This is a genomic window from Candidatus Peribacteria bacterium (assembly GCA_023038255.1).
Classification (GTDB): domain Bacteria; phylum Patescibacteriota; class Gracilibacteria; order Peribacterales; family Peribacteraceae; genus CALREJ01.
In genome coordinates, this window is the sequence record CP082927.1 from 769548 (window position 1) to 791541 (window position 21994).

At 51.2% G+C, this 21994-nt stretch carries 19 protein-coding genes and 1 tRNA gene; 9 read left to right on the forward strand and 11 right to left on the reverse strand.

Translation table 11 applies throughout. From position 1 onward, the window contains the following. Together K8942_03675 and K8942_03680 are read left to right on the forward strand one after the other, a co-directional pair. Positions 1–369, forward strand: coding sequence for a hypothetical protein (locus tag K8942_03675; GenBank protein ID UPA22136.1), 369 nt, complete (start codon positions 1–3; stop codon positions 367–369). Further along, positions 366–602, forward strand: a complete 237-nt coding sequence (locus tag K8942_03680; protein ID UPA22137.1) for a hypothetical protein — start codon at positions 366–368, stop codon at positions 600–602. Before K8942_03675 ends, K8942_03680 begins: the two co-directional genes overlap by 4 nt. Here K8942_03680 and K8942_03685 read toward each other — a convergent pair. Continuing rightward, positions 599–1396, reverse strand: coding sequence for a hypothetical protein (locus K8942_03685; GenBank protein UPA22138.1), 798 nt, complete (start codon positions 1394–1396; stop codon positions 599–601). The genes K8942_03680 and K8942_03685 overlap by 4 nt on opposite strands. Before the next feature lie 144 nt (positions 1397–1540). Further along, on the reverse strand, positions 1541–2848 hold the full coding sequence (locus K8942_03690; protein ID UPA22139.1) for a hypothetical protein: 1308 nt from the start codon (positions 2846–2848) through the stop codon (positions 1541–1543). Positions 2849–2914: 66 nt separating this feature from the next. Here K8942_03690 and K8942_03695 point away from each other — a divergent pair, with 66 nt between their 5' ends. After that, positions 2915–4315, forward strand: coding sequence for an S-layer homology domain-containing protein (locus K8942_03695; protein UPA22140.1), 1401 nt, complete (start codon positions 2915–2917; stop codon positions 4313–4315). Here the strand turns inward: K8942_03695 and K8942_03700 are convergent. Continuing rightward, on the reverse strand, positions 4304–5581 hold the full coding sequence (locus K8942_03700; protein ID UPA22141.1) for a UDP-N-acetylmuramate--L-alanine ligase: 1278 nt from the start codon (positions 5579–5581) through the stop codon (positions 4304–4306). The genes K8942_03695 and K8942_03700 overlap by 12 nt on opposite strands. Before the next feature lie 56 nt (positions 5582–5637). On the opposite strand from K8942_03700, the gene K8942_03705 reads away from it, so the two are divergent. The 4 genes from K8942_03705 to K8942_03720 all read left to right on the forward strand — a co-directional run bounded on the left by K8942_03705 (position 5638) and on the right by K8942_03720 (position 7339). Further along, positions 5638–6108 carry a hypothetical protein gene (locus K8942_03705; GenBank protein UPA22142.1) on the forward strand — a complete coding sequence of 157 codons (471 nt, stop codon included), beginning with the start codon at positions 5638–5640 and terminating at the stop codon, positions 6106–6108. Positions 6109–6154: 46 nt separating this feature from the next. Continuing rightward, a tRNA-Met gene (locus K8942_03710) sits at positions 6155–6231 on the forward strand. Positions 6232–6299: 68 nt separating this feature from the next. Continuing rightward, a complete protein-coding gene (rpmA, locus tag K8942_03715) occupies positions 6300–6584 on the forward strand; it encodes a 50S ribosomal protein L27 (GenBank protein UPA22143.1) in 285 nt (94 codons plus the stop codon). A 53-nt stretch (positions 6585–6637) separates the two neighbouring features. Continuing rightward, a complete protein-coding gene (locus K8942_03720; protein ID UPA22144.1) occupies positions 6638–7339 on the forward strand; it encodes a hypothetical protein in 702 nt (233 codons plus the stop codon). Between the two features lie 140 nt (positions 7340–7479). On the opposite strand, the gene lepA is transcribed toward K8942_03720, so the two are convergent. The 8 genes from lepA to K8942_03760 form a co-directional block, all read right to left on the reverse strand. Then, entirely contained in the window at positions 7480–9294 is a 1815-nt protein-coding gene (gene lepA, locus K8942_03725) for a translation elongation factor 4 (protein UPA22145.1), read from the reverse strand. A 94-nt stretch (positions 9295–9388) separates the two neighbouring features. Beyond that, positions 9389–12445: a hypothetical protein gene (locus K8942_03730; protein ID UPA22146.1), complete on the reverse strand. Its 3057-nt coding sequence runs from the start codon at positions 12443–12445 to the stop codon at positions 9389–9391. 21 nt (positions 12446–12466) lie between these two features. Continuing rightward, a complete protein-coding gene (locus K8942_03735; protein UPA22147.1) occupies positions 12467–15289 on the reverse strand; it encodes a hypothetical protein in 2823 nt (940 codons plus the stop codon). 13 nt (positions 15290–15302) lie between these two features. Continuing rightward, complete coding sequence (locus tag K8942_03740; GenBank protein ID UPA22148.1) at positions 15303–16037, reverse strand: hypothetical protein; 735 nt, start codon at positions 16035–16037, stop codon at positions 15303–15305. 1 nt (position 16038) lies between these two features. Beyond that, positions 16039–16446 carry a hypothetical protein gene (locus K8942_03745; protein UPA22149.1) on the reverse strand — a complete coding sequence of 136 codons (408 nt, stop codon included), beginning with the start codon at positions 16444–16446 and terminating at the stop codon, positions 16039–16041. 34 nt (positions 16447–16480) lie between these two features. Further along, positions 16481–17440 carry a polysaccharide pyruvyl transferase family protein gene (locus K8942_03750; GenBank protein UPA22150.1) on the reverse strand — a complete coding sequence of 320 codons (960 nt, stop codon included), beginning with the start codon at positions 17438–17440 and terminating at the stop codon, positions 16481–16483. Positions 17441–17538: 98 nt separating this feature from the next. Beyond that, on the reverse strand, positions 17539–18057 hold the full coding sequence (rplS, locus tag K8942_03755; GenBank protein ID UPA22151.1) for a 50S ribosomal protein L19: 519 nt from the start codon (positions 18055–18057) through the stop codon (positions 17539–17541). Between the two features lie 73 nt (positions 18058–18130). Then, positions 18131–18718 carry a winged helix-turn-helix domain-containing protein gene (locus K8942_03760; protein ID UPA22152.1) on the reverse strand — a complete coding sequence of 196 codons (588 nt, stop codon included), beginning with the start codon at positions 18716–18718 and terminating at the stop codon, positions 18131–18133. Positions 18719–18968: 250 nt separating this feature from the next. Between K8942_03760 and K8942_03765 the strand changes: the two genes are divergently transcribed. Together K8942_03765 and K8942_03770 are read left to right on the forward strand one after the other, a co-directional pair. After that, on the forward strand, positions 18969–20744 hold the full coding sequence (locus K8942_03765) for a hypothetical protein (GenBank protein ID UPA22153.1): 1776 nt from the start codon (positions 18969–18971) through the stop codon (positions 20742–20744). Positions 20745–20749: 5 nt separating this feature from the next. Beyond that, the gene (locus K8942_03770; GenBank protein UPA22154.1) at positions 20750–21985 is read left to right on the forward strand and encodes a hypothetical protein; all 1236 of its coding nucleotides are present in this window, start codon (positions 20750–20752) and stop codon (positions 21983–21985) included. Positions 21986–21994: the final 9 nt, after the last annotated feature.

The following is a 21994-nucleotide window of genomic DNA, read 5'->3' on the forward strand; positions in this document are numbered from 1 at the left end:
ATGAACATTGAAGTAAAAACAGAATCACCGGACTCTTTTGATGGCACTCATTATATGGTGCTAGCTTTACAGCGTGCCATAACATCCTGCCCCCCTTCTGCCGCACCGCTTTCTGCAGCAGAAGATGCAGCATGGACTGTAAAAAGCGCAGCACAAACACTCATCATACAGTATTACAGCATCTGTATGGATGCTCTTCGGGAAAACCCTCAGCATTCACAGGGCATCCTGCATCTTCTGCAAAATGCTTCCGACAGCCTGCCCGCCAACATCAATCCGGTCATACGACAGGAAATAGAGCGATACAAAAACCTCATCATGACTATTCCACAAGACATTCAGGAGATCCGAGAAGAATGTATCACATGAGTGATATTGATGAATCCGATCTCATGATTGATGAGCTGGAACAGGCAATGAAAGCGGCAGACAATTGTGGCGGGTTGTGCGCGCACTGGCTCGATCGATGGAATATCTGCCGGACGATGAACATCGCACTGATATGTTACAGCGTAGTAGTCACACTCCCGCGCTTCACGAAAACCGGATACCCAATGGGGGCACCCGGTTCAATGTTCGTTGTGTTGTCGAGGAGCGTCTAGCGGTGCGCAGGGTAAAACTCCTGCAACCTGTCCCATCCCAGCACATGCAAGTGGTGCTGGCCCGGAAACAGTTTGTAAAATTCATTTCCCAGTCGCCACACGTTGCGTTTGGCCTCGTAGATGGCACTTGCATCCCTGGACGGATGCACCGTTTTCACGACATAGTCGAGATTCTGGATCGCGGCTTCGATGGCCTTATTCCAGGCTTCGGCTCCTCCCATCCCCAACTGGCGTCCGCGTTCTTCCCAGACGAAGGACATGTAATGCGCTACCCGGACACCGACTTCCATTGCCGCCCCTTGGGCAGTATTGAAATAGTTGGTCGATTGGCTCTTCGCTGAGCCGAAGGCAAAAAATCTCGACCTCCATATCAAGAACGAGCGCCAAAATCGTTCCATACAATTGGAATGTTGTGTGTTGGTTGATAATTCATAGACATCCATCCATTCTCTGCAGAAGGTAGTATAATGATAGGCCGGATCGACGTGGATCGTATGCGCCTGTGCCATGACGCGGCAGATTTCTGCTGTCTTAAGGCCGGCGGCGGCCTGAGGAATACAGCGGGTAAAGCATGTAAAATAGCTGTCCGGTGTATCGATCGCATTTGACAGAAGATGATCGAGAATGGCCTGATTGAATTCATCTTCAGTCGTAGCAACTTTCTCAGCAGCCGGCTGAAAGTTAAGGAACAAGCTGCCTGCCCTGTTGTAATCGCTGTGATCTGGTCCTCCTTTTTTGATTGCAGCATCGAAACTGTCGGTCCACGGTTTGTGAAAGAGTTGTTGTTCTGCCATAGAAACGCTCCTGATGATGTGAATGACCACACAACGAACGGGGCACAGCCCGTCATTCTGTGACCGGATGGGCTATGTTCAGTCTAAAGTATACTTAATATGTAAATTGTCAAATAAGTACTCTATACCTCAGAGAATAGGTAATTAAGACTGTTTGCGGATGGACTGAGGCAACATCAGCGCCAAGCCGACAAACGATATCCCCTGCCCCGCCAAAAATCCGACAGGGATCGCGGCAATTCCCAGATACGGCGCGGCATACCATGCAACGGCAATCGCAATGCAGCCATTCAGCACGCTGAAGATGGCCGGCGTTCCTGTCACATGCAGCGAATAGAACGCGCGCAGATACAAATGATTCAGACTTTCAAACGGCACCGCAAATGCGTAGAAAAGAAGTGCCAGTGCAAACACCTCATGCACATCCTGCAGATGCACAAGTCGTTCCGCAATCGGCGTGGCAAACACCAGAATAACGGATGCGGGAATCGTGAGGATGAGTGTCCAGAACACGCCTTTTTTCATATACAGCCAGAACCGCGGCCACTCTTTTTTAGCCGCAGCCTCGCTCAAATGTGCAAAGGCGGATTGTGCGAGTGCAATGCCAATGACGCCCACAACAAATGATTCGAAATTGCGGGCATTGCTGTTGATGGTGATAGAACCTGCCGGCATGCGTGACGCAACCGTATCGAAGAGCAGAAGCTGTAACTGAAGAGCGGCAAGGGCGAGCATGCGCGGCACCATCAGCCAGCCCATCGTGGTGAGATCTTTGTGCCAGGTGCAGAAAATCGGCTTATAGCCTGTCAGAATCGCTCCAATCAAACGGATGATGACGTAGACGGCTGCACCGATCATGGTTCCAAGCATCGGGCCGAGTCCTCCGTAGTACGGCGTCAGGAAGATGGTTCCAGCGATTGTTCCTGCGGTGTAGAGAATGGGCGTAACACCGTAGATCCAGTACCGCTTATGGACATTCAGATACTGACCAAGTGCGTTCCCGAACACGAACAGGAAGTTGGTGACCAGTGCGAGCCGGCCAAAGAGGATATAGAGCTGTAATGATTCTCCTTCAAACGCGACCATGTGTGGCGCGATATACGGGAAGAAGAGTGCAAGAATGAGTGCAAGGACTCCAAACACCGAGGATCCGACGAACATCACGCTGGAAAGCAACGCAGATTCCTGTGAGCCTTCCCCCTTGGCCGTATGCCGTGCGAGCATGGGAAGGAGAACAGTGGAGATGCCGGACATGATGGCGATCTGAAACAGAAGATCGCTCGGGCGGAAGCTTGCGATGTACACGTCGACTGTATCGAGTCCCGGGAATGTCTGGTTGAGAAGTCTGTCACGTACAAGGCCCATCACCGACGCAAGCGCCTGTGTGAGCGCCAATGAAAACGCACCGCCCAGTAAACGATGCTGATGAAGTTGCGACAAAAAACGTGACATGCAGAGATCATAGCATGTTGAGCGCGAGTTTCATCTGCTATACTGCAGGCCTCCTCCCCTTTCGCTATGCAGTACACTAATCTCTCCACCCGCTTTCTTCTGACAGCTGCTCTTCTTGGCTCCAGTCTTCTGGCTGCCACAAGCGCGTCTGCAGACGAAAGTTCTGTGTCATCCTCGCCCTCTTTGTCATCCTTGTCTTCTATTGCAACAGACTGGCTGCAAGTGGAAAGCGGAACCGGCATCAATATTCTTCCGGGAGAAGGAACCATTATCATTGAACAGAAAAACGGCTCCGGCGCAGGCACACTCGGTTCCTGGACTATGATCCAGCCGGACAACAAGCAGATCAGAGGATCTGGTGCGGTGCAGACGCTCAATAACACATCGGCGGGAACGTATACCGTCTTCACCCATCTGCCGACCGGCGCGAGCGCAACGATCCGCATTTACCGCAATAACGAATCTGAAAGCGTTCTTCCGAAGCAGCAGACATCACTCGTGCTCAGAAACGGCGACATCATCCGCGTAGTCATTCACTACACCATTACACGATCCGGCATGGTTGCAGTGGATAGTGATCCAATCGGCATGACTTTCACACTTAAAGGACCGAACAATACTGTCTATACCGGCACGACCCCCACATCATTCACGGGTGTCGCTGAAGGCCAGTACCAGGTGCTCTATGATTCCATTAAAGGCTGTAATATCCCGACATCAAAGAGTTTGCGCCTGGAAGCAGGGAGCCGCGTATCGTTCACGACGTATATTGCCTGCCCCATGGCGGACAAAATGCGCGAACGCCAGACAGTTCAGGTAAGTGACAAAAACTCCATCACGATCGGCACAGGTCTGGATGCCATTGTCATCCGCGATGTCACACCGGACGCATGGTTTTCCACGTACGTCGCAAACGTCGTGAAGTACGGCATCCTTGCCGGATACAAAGATGCAAACGGCAACGCAACCGGACAGTTCGGTCCGGGAAACAATGTGAATATCGCGGAACTTGCAAAAGCTGCTCACAAAATTGCCGGCATCAGCGCCGACGCATTTACAAACGTCAATCCGGAGAACGTTGCCGCACAGGGACAGTGGTTCTCCCCCTTTATTGCCTCCGCAGAAAGCCGCGGCTGGACCATCTACAATTCTGCAACCATCGATCCCTCCCGTCCTGCCACACGCGGCGAAGTGCTCGTCACATTGCTCCAGGCTCTCGATAAAAAACTCGACTGGCAGAAAGGCACACTCTTCACAGATGTGACTGCACGCACACCGTATGCCGCAGCAATCGAAACAGCGACAGCGGCAAAAGTTGTCGAAGGTCGCACCGATGCCGATGGAAATGATCTGCATCTCTTTGGCCCTCTCGATCCGATCAACCGTGCAGAACTCTCAAAAGTTCTCAGCCGCATGATTGATATTTATAAAACGACATCGTCTTCCTCCAGTAAATCAACCAAGTAAACGATCCGACAACTGCGTGATATCCCCTGCGCCCATGGTGATGAGTACATCGCCTGGTTGCAGGATATCTGCGTGCAGCATGTTTTCCGTCTCTGCCAGTGACTGACCATTGATCGCATCGACGCCGCTGTTCTCTGCAATGTCATTCACAAATGTATCGACATCGACCGTTCCGCTTTCAATATCGCTGCGTGCGACATAAATATTCGGAATGATCACCAAGTCTGCATCGAAAAATGCATCGGTGAATTCCAGGTAAAGTTTTTTTGTGCGGTCATGCGTGTGCGGCTGGAACACACAGACAATGCGGCGATCTCCATACGCTTCGCGCATCGCATTCAGTGTTGCGCGGATTTCAACCGGATGATGTCCGTAATCATCAATCAGGGTGATGCCATTTTCCATCTCCCCTTTCACTTCCATGCGCCGCCACGTTCCTGCAAACGTAGAGAGACTGTTATGCGCAACGTTCGCATCGATCTTTAGCTGATCTGCAAGCGCAAGAGCGAGCCGTGCATTCTGCCGCATGTGCTCACCGGGCGTTGCGAGTTGCACGAGCGGGAATTGATCAGCATCAATCATGGTGCGACCGGAGGCGGATGCAACAGCCACACAATCAGGATCTTCACCATGTGTGATGACTGAACCATCAGCAGGAAGTTGTGTGAGAAAATCCACAAAGGCTTTTCTATATTCTTCGAGTGATCCATACGCATCGAAATGATCGCCATCGACATTGGTCATCAGAACAATCGACGGATTGATGAACAGAAATGACCGGCGGTACTCGCACGCTTCCACCACAAAAAAATCACTCGCCCCCTTTCGCCAGTTACGGCCGCTCAGTTCGCGCATTTTTGTCCCGACCACCACACTCGGATCTTTTCCGAGATCAATCAGCATTTTTGCGACCATCGCTGTCGTCGATGATTTTCCATGTGTGCCGCAGACTGCAATCACCGTGTGTCCGCTCACCAGTTCTCCGAGTGCTGCAAAATACGACAGGGATTTTATACCGAGCTCTGCAGCTTTTACGCGCTCCGGTGCATCTGCAGGAATGGCTTCGGAAAAAACAAAGAGATCCGTATCGTCAGACAACCCCGATCCGTCCTGTGTGAGATGAACGGCAATCCCCTGTGAACGCAGATCTTCAAGCAGCGCACTATCCGAACGATCGCTTCCAGACACTGTGTGACCGGACGCCGCCTGCAGCGCCGCATAAGCACTTAATCCAATACCTCCGATGCCGCTGCAATAGATCTTCATGCAAACAGTTTACTGGAGCATGGCACGGATGTCTCGCATTCAGGTAGGATAAGCACATGCCCTATAGAAGTGATTCCGAGCCTGTCAGCAAGCAGCTGACCATCGTGATCGGCCTGACCGTCGTCGGTTTCATGGCATTCGGACTCGCGCTGTCTTTTTACCGCAATATTCTGTTTGAACAGACGTTGCAGGATATGCAGAACGACAACGACAAAATCGCGATGAATATCCAGCAGGGCTATCGGGATCTGGAGTATTACCAGTCCGAGCAGTACAAAGATAAATTTGCCAAAGAAAACCTCAATAGACTGAATCCGAACGAAAAAATGATGATTATTTCAACGCCCTACACAGATCCCGCTCTTGCCGATATTGATACCACTCTTCTCGACAAAGAACGTCAGCAAGCCGCCTATTTTGAGCTTTTGGGCCAGATGCCGGTCGTAGAACACTGGAATCTGTTCCTGTTCCATAAAGACCGGATTGAGGTACTGCAGCGGGCGGTATTACAGGAAGCTCAAAAGTAAGATTCTTGCTTCCAGATCAATAATCTGTAGAATTCCCAAGCTTTGACGCGGGGTGGAGCAGCCTGGTAGCTCGCGAGGCTCATAACCTCGAGGTCGTCGGTTCAAATCCGGCCCCCGCAACCAATAAAATAGCCCAAAAGGGCTAAAATACTCCTTGCAAGTACCCTCTTTTTCTGTAAAATCTCCGCACTATGGCACACAAGAAAGCCGGTGGCACCACCAGTAACGGCCGAGACTCTGAGGCGAAACGCCGTGGCGTAAAGCGCTTCGGTAGCGAATCTGTACGCGCAGGCGAGGTTCTCGTGCGCCAGAAGGGATATTGGTACCGCCCAGGAAACAACGTGCATGTGGGAAAGGACTGGACGATCCATGCGTCTGTTGATGGAAAAGTGAAGTTCACCAAAATGAAGCGTGTGTCTTTCACAGGTTCCCAGGCATGGGCAACGGTCATCCACGTGGAACCGACAGCTGCGTAAGTGCAGTGACTCTGTCTTTTCCTCGCTGTATTTCTCTGTAGTATAGCTTTTGTATGTTTGATGTAAGCGGACCAGAATCGTACAGCCCCGATGAAGGCGGCGAAGGCGGAACCGGCAAGGTGTCCGAGGGCATTTCCGAACAAGCCAAAGAACAGTTTGCGGCAGCCCAGGCCGCCATGCAGCAAATCCGCAAAGAGGAAAAGAAAGCCAAAAAGCGTGACGACGGCGTCGCCCAGATGATTTTGCAGTTCCTGAACGACACACAGCGCACACACCTCGCAACGCTTATCGCCAGACTTGTTGCTATCAACTGCCCATCCCCGTTTATTCTCGCCATCCTCTCTCTCATCAGTGAGGGCTGTCGCACCGTTGTTGCGGATTACCTGAAGGAAAAGCAGATCGCGATCGACGCTTCCACTTCAAACAATACAGACATCATGAGCTCGACCGGTCTTGATGCTGCCCACAATGTTGCACTCACCGAATGGATCATGCGGATGGAAACCGTACTTTCGACCGATCCGGACACCATTCTCGATACCCTGATAGTCGAAAACAACAATATCGACGGAACCGTTCTTCAGCTCACCACCTTTGTGCTGCAGACATTCCTGGCAGATCACCAGAAAAACGCGAGCTTCGAGAATCTGCAGACACTCTCTATCGGCGTTTTGCAGGGGCTGTTCACACCGTACATGCAGGCACGCATGGACCGGATGATTGAGAATCAGCCGAAAGAGGATGTAGACGATTAATAAAAAACACTCCCTATCGAAATCGCCTATCACCATTTTGCGAAACCAAAAAACAATATGTTGTGTAGGGTCGTAAAAGAAAAAACGCCGATGAGCAGTAATGACATACTTCATGCTTCGAGTGTCCTCAGCATGACACGTTACCGCTTTAAGACGCTCAAAAATGCTTCCTGCGTCAGTGTCACCTTTCCCATTTTCTTCATACGCTTCTTTCCCTTTTTCTGCTTCTCCAAAAGCTTCTTCTTGCGAGACACATCTCCTCCATACAGGTAACCGGTCACATCTTTGCGCATCGCCCCCACCGTCTCACGCGCCACAACTTTTCCACCAATAGCCGCCTGAATTGCGATTTCAAACATTTCCTTTGGAAGCACCTCTTTTAATTTCTTGCAGACAATCATACCGACGTCATGTCCTTCACTTCTGTGGACAATTGTGGAGAGGGCATCAGCAGGTTCTCCAAGGAGGAGAATCTGCAATTTCACCAGATCCCCTGCTCTGTAGCCAAGCGGCTCGTAGCTCATGGAACCGTATCCTTCGGTTGATGATTTCAGCTTATCGAAGAAATCGAGCACGATAGTCTGGAGCGGCACATCAAACCGGAGCAGGCAGCGGCCGGCGTCCAAATATTCGAGTGTGTGGTAAATACCGCGACGATCCTGAATAAGTGTCATCACCGTTCCGACATCTTCACTGCGGCAGACGATTTCCAGCTGCACCCACGGTTCACGCACTTCTTCAATGTAGGCGGGATCCGGGAAATCTGCGGGGTTGCTGATACTTGCAACCTGCGGTTCATCGTCTTTGAGCAAACTGGCGCGGACAATCGCTGCAGCCTGTTTGACGTTCAGTTTTACTTCATAGCGCACGCTAGGCGCCGTCACGATCAGGTCACAATCATACTCACGCTCCAGACGCTCCTGAATAATATCGAGGTGCAGAAGTCCGAGAAATCCGCAGCGGAAACCGTTTCCGAGTGCGGCGTTCTGTTCCGGCTCGCTGGTCAAAGCGGAATCATTGAGGGACAACTTCTCAATCGCATCACGGAGATCCGGATATTGGTCCGCTTCAGACGGGTAGAGGCCGGCAAACACCATCGGCTGGACTTGTTTGTAACCGGGCAGCTGCTGCAGATGCGGTGCAGACCCGATTGTATCTCCCACTCGCACCTGACGGACATCTTTCAATCCTGTCACCACGTACCCGATCTGTCCTTCGACCAGCTGATCATCGGGAATGAATTTAGGCGAAAAGAAGCCGACTTCCTGAATCGGGAAACTGCTTTTTGTTCCGAGGAAATGCGCTTGTGTGCCCGCCTTGAGCATTCCTTCAATCACACGGACATAGGCGACGACACCACGATACGGATCAACAACAGCATCGAAAATAAGCGCGCGGGTGGTATCGCGGTTGGCCGGCAGAACGGGAGGCGGAATGCGGTCGATGACGGCCTGCAGCACTTCAAGAACACCTGTTCCCTCTTTTGCAGAAATCCGGAGAATATCCTCTTTGCTGCATCCAAGCAGCTTCACCACTTCCTCGCTCACGCGCTCGGGGTCTGCAGCGGGCAGATCGAGTTTGTTCAGCACGGGAATAATTTTAAGGTCATGCTCCATGGCCATCATCAGCACAGCAATCGTCTGCGCCTGGATTCCCTGCGATGCATCCACAAGCAAAATGGCACCTTCACACGCAGCAAGTGATCTGCTGACTTCGTAGCGGAAGTCGGTGTGACCGGGTGTATCAATCAGGTTGAGCTGCACGCCGTTATATTCCATACGCACCGGCGTGAGTTTGATGGTAATGCCGCGTTCACGCTCCAGTTCCATCATGTCGAGGGTCTGTTCTTTCATTTCACGCTTCTGCAGCGTTCCGGTTTTTTCAATCATGCGGTCGCTCAGTGTCGACTTGCCGTGATCGATATGCGCAATGATGCAGAAGTTTCGGATGTCCATACAGAAGAATCAGGGGCTGGAAAGAGGAGCCCGACGCGGAAAAGAATAGCCGAAACCAGCAGAAAAGACCATGCTCACCAACCGCCGATATCACTTATTTTTTCAGGCGGTTTGCCTTTTCCAGGGCATCAAGCGGGACAGCAAAGCGGCGGGCATCATCCGGATGGGCTTTCATCCACTCCTCATACGGGATACTGCGGGAAATGCTGTTTTGCGGAACATCGTAGACTCTTTTCCCCCGCTCAAGCATACGCGGCATGATGGTCGATATTTCGCTGATGCGCCATTTGTTCCGGTCAGGAGAATTGCCATACACAAGGAAGCATTCCACACGGATGAAACTCGAATATTCCACAGAACGCATAACCAAACAATCGGCGTACATGGAATGGACGAATTCTTTGTTCTGCTCCAGACGTTTCAGCATGTTAATGTTTTCCTCTGCAAACACTCCACGCTGCTCAAATGCCAAAGGCACACTGATCCGCAACTGTTCAAGCACGGATGCAGGCAATGGTTTGATGGTCGTTTCCTTCAGCGACCGCTCCATGAGAAAATCACTCATACGTGTGTACACACCCTCCAGATCCTCATAGGTCGCGCGCTCTCCGGACGCAGCACGCGCTGTAAAAGGTTGCAGCACACGATCAAGCTCACGACCATGGAAATACGCAGCATTCAAGCGGACAAATGTTTTAAGCTTATTGAGATCCTCCGTCTGCTCGTCCGTGTGTGATTCTGCGAGATTCAGCCACTGGAAGAAGCTCTGCGTATCGACAAAGGGAACACTCTCAATCACCTTCTCTGCATAGTCACGGTTTTCCAGAGCGCTGTGTGTCGAGGAACTGATCGCACGCTGGCGTCTGTTGCGATACGCAATTTCCTCCACGAGGCCACGTTCGACCTGTGGGGTGACAGGCATTTTTTCGCCACGGATATCCCCGAGCCATTGTGTGCGACCGGTCTCCGGCGGATAGATCCCGAGATGACGGTAAATACTCACAGATTTTGCGACCTGCTGTGCGAGTGATTTATATTCTTCCCACAAAGGCAGAAGATCGCTGTCGCCGGCAATGGTACGTGATCCGACAGCCCCTCCTTCCATATAGGTCCGGATATGACTCAGAGGTCCGCTTCCCAGCGCATTCCCGAGGACGCGGTCGTTGCGCAGGTCCCCGGTATCACTCGTCGCAAGATCCAGCGCATTCAGATCCGCTTTTGATTGGATGAGGCCTTTTTGCGCAAGCCCGTACCAGAACGCCTTATCATCTTCGATCGCCTTTAGACGGGAAACCTGAGCGTACAAACGCACGCTCATGCGCTCTCCCCAGAGCAGAGGATCTGTGATCTTCTCTTCTTCCCAGAGCTTCTTCCTGATGGGATTCTTTTCGGCAGCAATAGCGGCATCGACACGTCCGTTCCATGCATCGACCGTTTGATAATAGGATTGATCGAGAACACCTTTCTCATAATCAGGAAGGACACTCTGACGCTTGAAGAAGCTATCCATATCCTGCTCCGGATTCAGCGTCACAAGTCCCATCGCCTCAACGGTCTCATACCCCTGTCCGAATGCCGCATCAGCACCGATGAATCCGAGTGCGGTCATCACCTCCTGTTTCAGTGGAGAATCGGGCCAGAGCTTGGTATCTGCCCAGGTGCTCAGGTCATTGATCTTTTCAGATGCGACAAACGCCAGAATCAGAGCCACGACAATTTTCACATACGGCACGCCAGGGGTTTTCAGTCCGATCCCCATTCGCGTCAGCATGCTGCCCACCGCTTTGTTACTGAGTCCGCTAAGCGCGATAAACGACCCGAACTGCACACATGCCTTCAGTTTGTCATCCGATGTATGCATATAATATGCCCAGAGGAGAACCGTTGCCGGGCTTTCGATCGTCATCAGCTCAGACCAGAAAGCCGGCCCGATGGGAGACTTGTTGAGAGTGCGGAGCACCGAACCGAGCGATTCCACCGGAATACCTTTGGCTGCAAGCTTCAGCGACACATCTTTCCAGCCATTGATAATCTTCAGACGCGCCGCAGGCGAAAACAACCGGAGATCTTTTGCGTCCAGTCCAAACAGTTTGTCCGGCCAGCCGATCGCGCTTTCAAGCACTTCCTCCCCAAGTTCGTTCACCGCAATACCCATATAGAGCGCCCAGGACGAGACCGCCGACGGACGTTCCAGCACTTTCTGTTCATAGACCTCGCGCTTCATGATGTAACCCACTACTTTGTCTTTCAATGAATCCGTAAAACCATGCAACAGGAAGAGTGGGAGTTTCCGGGACATTTCGAGACGCGCACGTTCAATCTCTTCATACGCAGTCTGCACAGTGGCATCTGTTTTATTTTCCTGCTTCTTTGCATCCTGCGGCCGTGGCAACGGAGCGATAATATCTGCCAGGAATTGCTGGATTTCCTCATCGGTCATATCTGGCGGAAAACCGAATTCCGCTTTGAAGCGCTCTTTGCCAAATGTTTTGCAGGCAGCTTCATACTTTCGTGCATCCTCTAGATACTCAGCAATACGCGTACGGACAGCTTCTGCATCGACAGATGCAGCTTCCTCTGGTGTCCCGATGGCAGCACCGATCTCCGCAGCAAGCTCACGCCACTCCCCTTCCAGACGCTGCTGCCAGACGTTCAGCTCCACCGGCTCTTCACGCGGAAGACGCGGCGGTCCTGCGAGAATGGTCCGGACGTCATCCGCAGGAACAGTGAGTGCGGCGGAAGCGGCATTGATTGACATCTTTTCAAGCGCCTGATGTTCCAGACGGTACTGCTGAAGATCTTTGCTATACGCTGTCAGTAGATCGAGAATCAGTTTTGCGCGCTGCAATGCAGTACCAGGATTGCTCTTTGCAAGTTCCCGAAGCACTACAAGTGACCGTTCCGTGTCTCCACGCGGGTCCGCCGTGAGTTTTTTCCATTCTCCCGATAACCGGTTCCGCTCTGCTATGTCTTTGCTCTTTGCCGGGACAAATGCAGGAGGAAATGCGGGAGGTTCGATAGCGCTGCTGACATCGCGGATCTGCTTTTCAATCCCCAGAAATTCCGGCTGCAACGCCTCTTTCTCCCGGGAAGCGGCTGGCTTCTCGGCAGGAGCAGATGCCGCAGAGGGTTTTTCTGTAAGAGGACTCATGCGAACGTTTGACGTATATGTTTATTTTCTGAGCTTCAGGCGGATTTCTGTTTCCAATTCCGCAGATGACTTTGTTTTGCCATCGGATTCGAGCGTAATGCCAAGTTTCCCTGCAAGCGCCTGGGCGTCAGACTCAGAAAGCGTCTTGGATTCCAGCAACCGCAGATCCTCTGTGGAGAGATTCACCTGCGCCGCAGATTCCGGAAGACTGACATTGGACGATGTATCAAAACTCTTCGGGTTAGCTGGGTTTCCTTCGAAAGCAGGTTTGGCTGTGCCGCGAAGCACTCTGTTGATGGATGCCTGTGCATCTGCTTCCGACTGTTCGATGGACTGGAGCGCCCTCTGCACTGCCGCCTCATCTCCCGGCGCAACGGCCAGCAGTTTACGGGTGACGTCATCAATGTCGGTATACATCTGCAATCCCAGCATTTTCTGTGCCCAGGTTGTCGCGCTACCGGGTTTTGTATAGATCGCTTTTGCGAGCGTATCCAGCGTTTCCCCTCTGTTAATCAGGAATGTTCGCGCCAAACGGATACTTCTGATGCGACTCGGCAATCTGTAGACGAAGCTCGTGCGGCCTTCGTATTGAGACCGGACTTCGCGCTGCATGTTTTCGAGCTGAGCCATGGTCAGATTCGGATTGTTTTGCTGGAGAGTGCGGAGCAACGGACCGAGATCTTTCTGCAGCGCAAATGTTCGAATGTGCGGCAGGATCATGCGACTTGCGTACTGCAGATCGACAGCGCCGGCACCCATTTGTGACGCTTTCCATGCCGCAGCCACACCACCTGCGGTTGCAATGGCACCCATCACGGACCAGAACAAAGGATCTTTTCCCCAGGCGCGGATAGCAGATTTCAACCATCCTTCTCCCTGGCCAAATCCTTTTTCCTGGAGCGTCAGGAGCACGTCCTGCATGTCTTCCATCTGCTTCTCACTGAGTCCGTACTTACTGAGAAGGCTGGCAACTTCCAGGCTCTTGCTTCTGGCAGCCATCGTGAGTTCGGACGACATGGCACCGGTCCACTCTTCCGCAAGCGGCGCATAGCCGTTTTTGAGGAGTGACAGTACTTTCAGGCGCAACGCAAACGTTCCGACTCCTTTCCCGGTCATCTCTCCGGACTTCAGAATGTAATACAGTTCAAACGCATCTTTCACGGTCATATTCCCACCAAGAATAATGTCTTTCAGGGCAGCATCTGTCTTCGGTCCGATCTCGCCGATCAGCTGATCACTGAACCATTCGGTCAGACCGGTCGACTGGTTCTGCAGTGCATCACGGCAGATTTTGTACGTCTCTTCCGTCTGCGACTCCGTACAGATGGTGCGCAGAATATGGCGCTGTTCATCCAGAAGGTTTTCCTGGATCACCGGGTCTTCGCGCTCTTTTTTCATATGAGAGACTTTCAGTCCGGCGTGTTTGCGCAGCATAAATTCCTCGACGGTCTGCACATCAATAATGTACTGCTTCTGCTCATACTCATTCATGACATCAGACAGAGTCGCCTGCGGATTTGCCTTGCGGGCCTGTTGCAGTTTCTGACCATACGTCGATGCCGGAATAAGCACCTGCTGTACAGATGCCTTATCCTTCTTTTCTTCAATCGTCTGCTTCACAATCCCCTCAAAACTGTCCATGCTGAGCTTTCCACCCGACTGAATAAAACTATCGGCAAGCTTGAGCACCGTTGATTCATTGCCGGCAAGCTCCAGCGCTTCCGTAATAGTCAGACTTTCTACCGGCACAGATGCTCCTCTTGCAGCATTCTCAATAGCGGACTGATATTTTCCGATGTACCGCAGAATGAGCTTGGCAGCTGCTGTGTATTCCGGATGATTGTCTGCAGAATATCCACACTCTTTCAGAAAGCGCGTCACAACCGCCTCTCCTGCGGCACTGCGCAGCGAATCGCCTTCTGCTTCAGCAATCGCTGTATACGAGAGCGCCGTATCGACAGACAGACGCTTCTGCAGAGCAATGGTCAAAAGGAAATTCGCATCCCCGGCAATACGGGACGGACTCAGTCCGAGGTTTTCTTTCCGGGCGATGGTGTGCTGCATGGGCAGTGCGACTTTTTCCATATAGGACAAAAGCGCACTCTCACGCGCATTGAGCGGAACGAGGTTGGAAAGGAAGTTCGGAATCTCATCCTGATTATTCACTGCATCCTTTGCCGTCATGGCTTTATTGTCGGCCGTACGGCGATACTTCTTCAAAAACTCCGAGCGCTGGGCAAGATACACCGCAAGATCGCGGCGCATGGTCACGCGCAGGTTTTCCTCCCCTTTATTCAGCGCATCCAGATATGGCTTTGCTTTCACGGCACTCTCAAATTTGAACGGAGCAAGTTTATTATGAATCATATCCTTTTTCGTTTTCTCATTGCGGATCGTTACATTCTGCAGAGCAGCGTCAACTGTGGGATCCGGCACCGTTTTATCTGCATTCCTGTTATGTGTGTTGTTGTAGTCGACAATCTCCTGCAGAAGTTTTTTGGGGCCCATCTCATTGCGCATGAGGAGCTCAATATGCTTGATGACCGTGCGCTGGGATTCTGCGACCTGCTGACGTTCTGCATAAAATTTTGGGGCCTGCAAACCAAGATCTCTCGGAAGATCCACACGGGGCAACGGCTCCAATGCTACTTTCACGGCATTTTTCATCTCCGCTTCCCAGGTAGCCTGTTCCAGACTGTCCGGTTTTTTCGAGAGAAGAAGAAAGCTCGTCCCTTTGTCCTGCAGAGCAGCACGTTCTGACTGAAGCAGCTCTGGAGTCGCACCGGGACTCTTCTGCGCTGTCTCGGAGCGGCTGGACGGTGATTCTTTGTGTGTGTTTTGCATAGTCAGAAGTGGGTTATGGCATGTCCGGTAGCGCATCCGGCGCAATGGGTTTCATGGCGGAATTGGCGGCATTATTCACCTCATCAAGGACACCTGAATAGTCCGGCGTGGGAGCCATTTCCGGTACAGACGGCACAGGTGATCCACCAGTAGCGCCACCCGGGAATGCATCTTTGAGAGCCTTCACTCCTTCTGCAGCCTTGTCTCCGAGCTCGCCAGCCTTCTCCCCGATCGCTCCTGCAGCTTCTCTGGCAGTTTCTGCTGCAGCGGCAACTTTGTCGCCCATAAACCATTGCATGACAACGTTTTTAAACTGGTTGTAGAGAGGTGCACCGTAGCCGCTTGCATAGAGCGCAAGACCGCCAAGACCGATCACAACTGCAGCAGTGGTCCACGGATTTCTTTTGATTGTCTTCCAAATGCGTCCCGGAACGCTCTTCACATATTCCCAGGTATTCCATTTCTTTTTGATTTCCACCTGACGTGCGACAGACTTCAGATCCAGATACACCCCCTCCGCCTGATTCTCCAGATCCGGACGCTTTGTACGAAGCATTTCTTTGATAGATGGCATCAGATTCGCTCTGCCGTTCACCGCCGTCTCCGCTTCGTTCAGATAATCCTCATTCAGGCGTTCCTGTAAACTTCTGTGTAAGGTGAGGAGCTCTTTCGGCGGAAGCGTCAGAGGCTTTTCAATGGTCTGTGCACGGGAGTGAAACCGTTCGATACCAGATTCAAAAGGTGTCATGTTAGTGATTGGTAACGGAGGAATTAAGTTCGAGATGTTTGTGACGGATTTCGCTGAGAACTGCGAGCAGCTCCACATCGTCATCAGCAGATATGTCCGAGAGAACTGACTGGATCATGGCGTCCGTTCCGTGTGCGCCAAGGACGAAGAATAGTTCCGACTGCACATCCGGAGAAAGCATGTCGAAAGAAATCAATTCCGGCTTTTCGCCGTTCACAATCCGCTCTGCAAGATTCCGCATTTCCGGGTGGAAGGTGAAATCTGCCAGTGAGTAGCGGATCTGCAGTTCGGAGAGCGTCTCATACGACGTACCGGTCTCTTCGACAACAGTCCATCCTTCACGCAAAGATTCCGGAAGAAGATTGTACCGTTCCTGTTCTGAATGTGTGAGGTAAATGGTTGTGTGCATATGGCTATTATTATAGCATTTTTGCCGGCATTGCTCAATGTAAACGCATTGCAGCAGCCAGAGCATCATGACCATTTTTTACCTGACTGAGCAGTGCAGCGGTCGCATCCGGCATCTCTGTATATTTTTGGACCTGCGATAACTTGTCTCCCGGCTCCTGCGGCAGAACGATTTGCGGTGTACCGGCGGCCAGTGCGGCCAGTGCGCCATGAAAACGTTGTGTCAGAACGAGTGATGACCCCCCGACTGCATGCATGAGGTCATCGAGAGTCCGGACTGGGACCACAGTAGACGGCATAGTGAGACTGGTTTGCAATGATTGAGCAGTCGCTTGTTCAGGTGATGAATCCGGCTGCATCAGGAGGACATTGACGGTATCGATTTCCGGGTGTTTTTTGATGCATTCAAGAGCGGTTTTTTGCAGCAATTCCGACGAGTTATGACGGGGAATTATGGTGAACAATTTTTTAGTATTTCTGGAGTACTTTTTCTCTACCATTAGAGAAAAAACAGGGTCAAAAGTTTGAACTAATTTTGTACTCAATTTCCAGGATTCCACCCGCTGGAAAGACTCAAGGTCCCGGACGGAAATAAAGACTGCCCGGCGTGCAGTCCAGCGACTCAGCCACTCCCCCATCCGGGTCTTGTATGGACCCATTCCCTGGAAGGCTAAAAACACCGGTGTCCGGAAAAAAAGCGCTGTGGCCGCATGCAGACTCCAGATGACACAGGCAACAACAGATTCAATGTCCGTAAAGAGTGATCCACCACCAAACACCAGTCCATCCGCCCCTGCAATGGCCCGGACAGTCTTCCACCAGGGAGTGAAGAACAAAGACCGGATTCCCGCAGGTAGACGCGGTAACTCCCCTTTTTTCGGATGTGCTGAAAGAACAACCCAATCGATATCAGGAAAAGACGTCAAAAAGTACTCTTTGAGAGCTTCATCGCCCAAATTCGCTACGCCGTAATTTCCGACCAGCACAAAACGCATAAGGGCATGGTAAAGCACAAATCCTAAATTCAAAATCCGAATACAATAAAAATACCAAACTCAAGAAAGACGAGAATGTAGCATTCCGAATCGTAACTTTAGGCTGCAGGCTCTTCTACTGCTGGAGCATCCTCAGCCTTTACCTCAGCGACTGGCGCTTCAACAGCTTCGGTTGCCGGCATCATCACTTCTTCCATCACTTCAGGAGACGCAATCTCTGCCTCTTCAGGAACAGCAAGAGGGGCAACGGCGAATTCTCCTTCTGTCGTGAAACGCTCAAGCATGCGGGCTGCCTTTCCTGTACGACCACGCATGAAGAACAGTTTGGCGCGGCGGGTCTTGGCAACTTTCTTGACTTCAATTTTGTCGATAACCGGGGAATGCAAAGCAAACACTTTCTCCACTCCAATACCGGATACGATCTTGCGGACCGTAAAGGATCTGTCTGTCGGGACATGGCCCTTGTGCACATTGATCACAAGCCCTTCGAAGATCTGAACGCGCTCTTTGCCTCCTTCCTGGATCTTCTCGTGTACACGGACGGTGTAACCCGGGAGAATGTCCGGAACGGCGCGAACGAATGATTTAGCCTGTGCTTGGATGATGTGTGAGCTCATAAAAGGTAGCGGTAGCCTACAGAGGGAGTTGTCGGCTGTAAAGAGTGTTTTTAAGGCTTATTCAAGAGATAGCTTACGCCTGCGCTTCCTCAATCTGCTTTTGCAGCGTATTCAAAACAATCAAATGGCGCGGATCATTGAGAATTTCAAGGACAAACCGGTCTTTCAGGCTCAGGCGATAGAGGAAATCGGCCTCAGAGAAAATGGAGTATTTCACGTATTTCATCTGTGGATCCTGGGCCAGGAGTGCCTCCAGAATTTCCTTTTTTACATCACCAACAAGCAAAAGATCGACTTTGCTTTCTGTACCGCACAGATTTCCAGCCAAAAGCACGAGTTTAACGTTCGGAAGGGTCTTGAGACTGGTGACAAACGGGCTTTCCCCCTGCACAGCCTTGCTAAAGAGGCTCCGGAGGTCGTTATAGAGCACAAATTCAGTATCAATGCGGTAATACTTCTTTCTATTCTTATGTCTGGCCTTTACCAGTCCGACGCGACGCAGGTTTTCCAGCTCACGGCGAATGGAGTTGATCTGCTCATTCAGCAGGCGGGTCAGTTCACGGATGAAGTACTCCTCTTCCGGGTGCAACAAAAAGGTCGACAATAACTTCACGCGAGTTTGCGAGCTGAAAAGCGCCTTTAATACGGAAGCTGAAGACATGTTCACAAACAGTATTCAGGATTGTAGGGAGAGTGCAAGAAAAGTACTCAATGTTGTGTATAGTATTTGTATACAATTAATATGGCTTATTTAAGCCAAAAAATACGTATTTTACCTTTTAGCAAAAACACCATTGAACACAATTTATACTCGCATTTCCTGAGTTTTCATGGTCTGGCAACATTTCCACAATCATGGAGGAGTATACAAATCATTGAAGAAAGTCAGAAAAAATGCTACAATGATGGGAATGCCATCACACAAAAATAATCATCGGTTCGCCTGGCTGTTTCTCGTTTTTTTGGCGGTTTTTTTCCTGCCGGATAATGCTTTCGCACAGGTAGCGGGCGGCGGTGCAACACTCCCGACAGGGATTGAAGCAACCATTGCAACCATGGTCTCCAAGATGATCGGGTTTATGAACATCCTGATTTGGATTCTGTTTATTTTCCTGAACTTCGTCTTAGATCCGCAGTTTATTTTCGATCTGGATAACGGGGAATTCATGGCTGTGCTCAATCAGATCTGGCAGCTCTCCCGCGATCTGATGAATGTCGGGTTTGCACTTATGCTTGTGGGAACCGCGATTTATACCATCGTGACCGCTAATAAAGAGTTCGTTACCCAGCATGCGAAGAAATTTATTATGGCGATTGTGCTCGTGAACTTCTCGTGGTTCTTCCCGCGTGTGATCATCGACATTGCAAACGTCACTACAGCAACCATCTACGGCATCCCCTCTTTATTGATGGACGGAAGCATTTCGAATACGTGTCAGTACAAATCGAGTTCCGCAGAGCACCCTGCCTGTACACCGGCCTCAGAATCGACTGTAGAGGCTCCTATATACAACTGTAAATGCCGCGTGGTGACAAATGTGGATATGTTTATGGACGCAACAGAAGCGGCATCACACACAAAAGCAGATGGTTGGGATTGTCAGGGCGACCTTCTCTGCGTACAGACAAAACCGTGGGCCCCCAATCTGGTGTCCGGCCATTCGGCTGTGCTGAACGGACTCATCATGAACCATGCGCACCTGCAAACCATGGCAACGGTTCCGGCGGTGAAAAACAGCGACAGCATCGCGGAGATGACACAATTCCTCATTGTAGAAGGCATTATTGTTATCATTCATATTGCACTCTTCTTTCCGCTGCTTGCGATGTTCGTCGCATTCGTCATCCGCATCCCGATCCTCTGGCTGACGATTCCGTTCATGCCGTTTATTTTCCTGAACTATGTGATGTCTGAAAATGAACTCACCGGTATGACCAAGAAAATCTGGGAGCATTTCCTGAAGGCAGCATTCCTGCCGGCCATGGTTGCTGTTCCGCTCGCTGTTGGCTTCATCCTGGTCAATGCCGGCGCACAACTCTCCCCCAGTCCGATTGCAGGTATCAAAATCCGCCTTCTGGATGGCGTCAGTAACTACTGGCAGCTTCTCTGGTGGATAATGACACTCGGCGTGTTCTGGGTCGGTACATTCACGGTTCTTGAGAACGCAGGCGGTCTGTACGCCAAGGTGGCAAGCAGCATCAAGAGCTACGGTGAGGCATGGGGCAAGGTCGCACTCAAAGCTCCGCTCTCCGTTCCCCTGCCTGGTGTGGGCATGACGCCGCTGAGTATGTTGCGCGCTGTTCATCCGCGTACTATTGATGCGAAGATCAGCGGTGACGAAGGACTCGCAGGATATGCGAAATATCTGGATGACGTGGCAAAGGGAAATGCAACTATTGATCCCGCCGAGAAGTTTGCGAAGGGTCCTGACGATCAGCTGACGCAGCTCCACAAAGATCTTGAGAAGCTTGAAGCGGATTTGAGAGCCAACAAACTGGCAGGCAATGACCCCCTCAAGAAACAGGAGCTCCTGGATGCATTCAAGCAGAAAAACGGCGTGGACCTGAGCGGAGACACCGGCAGGAAGCTTGATGACTTTGTGAAGCAGTTGAAGCAGAACGGCGTAAATACCAACAAACAGGATCGTAACTTCGAACAGCGCGCCACAAATATCAACCAAATCTAATCGCAATGACTCAGAATAATTCTCCAGAAGCGGCACAGGAAGATGTGTCTGCAAACAGTGAGACCAAAAACAATCTCAGTGAGCTGCAGGATGCCACCATGGAAAAAATCGCGTTGGATACAGCAGACAAAGCAAACGACCAGGAATGGATTCAGGAGCAGTACAACAAGAAAGGCAATGCATTCCCGAAGCAGATGAAGCTGGTGGCAGACAGAATGGTTGCAAATCTTCAGCGCACGGAATGGGAATCGCGTATGGACATGGCATTCGAGGAGCAGCCGCAGATGCAGTCCAGTCTGAAGTCGATTGTGAAAAAACTCGAAATGGATGTACCGGATACCGAAACCGGTCACTCACCCTCACATCCGTATCTGGCAAACCATCCGATCTATGTGAAGGGATGGGATCAGGTGGCTGTGCCCCAGTACCGTATGACGCGCGATATCTACTATGATATTGATTTCCTGAAACAGGCGCTGCGCATCAAAGGCATCGGACACAATCAGGCAGCGGTCATTCAGGAGCTTCTCGCGTGTCTGGAACGCTATGCCGAGCACGACGCAGGCCGTCTGGCAAAAGAGCTCATCACCAAAAAACAGACAAACAGCTACACATCGCGCGCCATCAATAAGATGGGCAAAATCACGCTGGCACTGGGCTTTGGAGCGGCCACACTCATCGCCGGCACATTGGGTGCTGTCCATATGTACAACAACGGTAAAAAATCGAAAGGAAGCGAAATGATCCCGGCATTGGGATTTGCAGGCCTCACGATCTTTATTGCCAATCCGTCACTCGCAAAATCCCTCATCGGCAATCAGAAAGAGGGGGCATTGAGAGAACTGCAGAAGTCTGTGAACAAGCCTGCATTTAAATCTGCAGCCAAGAAATACGATCTGCATGGTGAACCGGGAGAAAACATTGCCACTGTCATGCGCTCGCCTGATGAAGACATGCGTGCAAAAATTGACCGCTGCATTCAGGGAACCGCAACCGAAGACGATGTGTCGTCTCTCACAACAGAGGTGGCAAAGTCTGCACTGCCACAGGAACAGGAAAACATCCGTGCATTCTGGAAAGATGCCGAGTCTGTCGCTGCTATCTCGACCGTCCGTCAGACGCGTGATAAAGATGCCATCGACGTGGAAAATGACTTCCTGCGCCTCGGGATGGGCAAATTCTACCGCAAGGCAAAGGATCTGGAAGAAGAGTACAAGACAAACAACGAGATGATCGCCTGAGAATCAGGA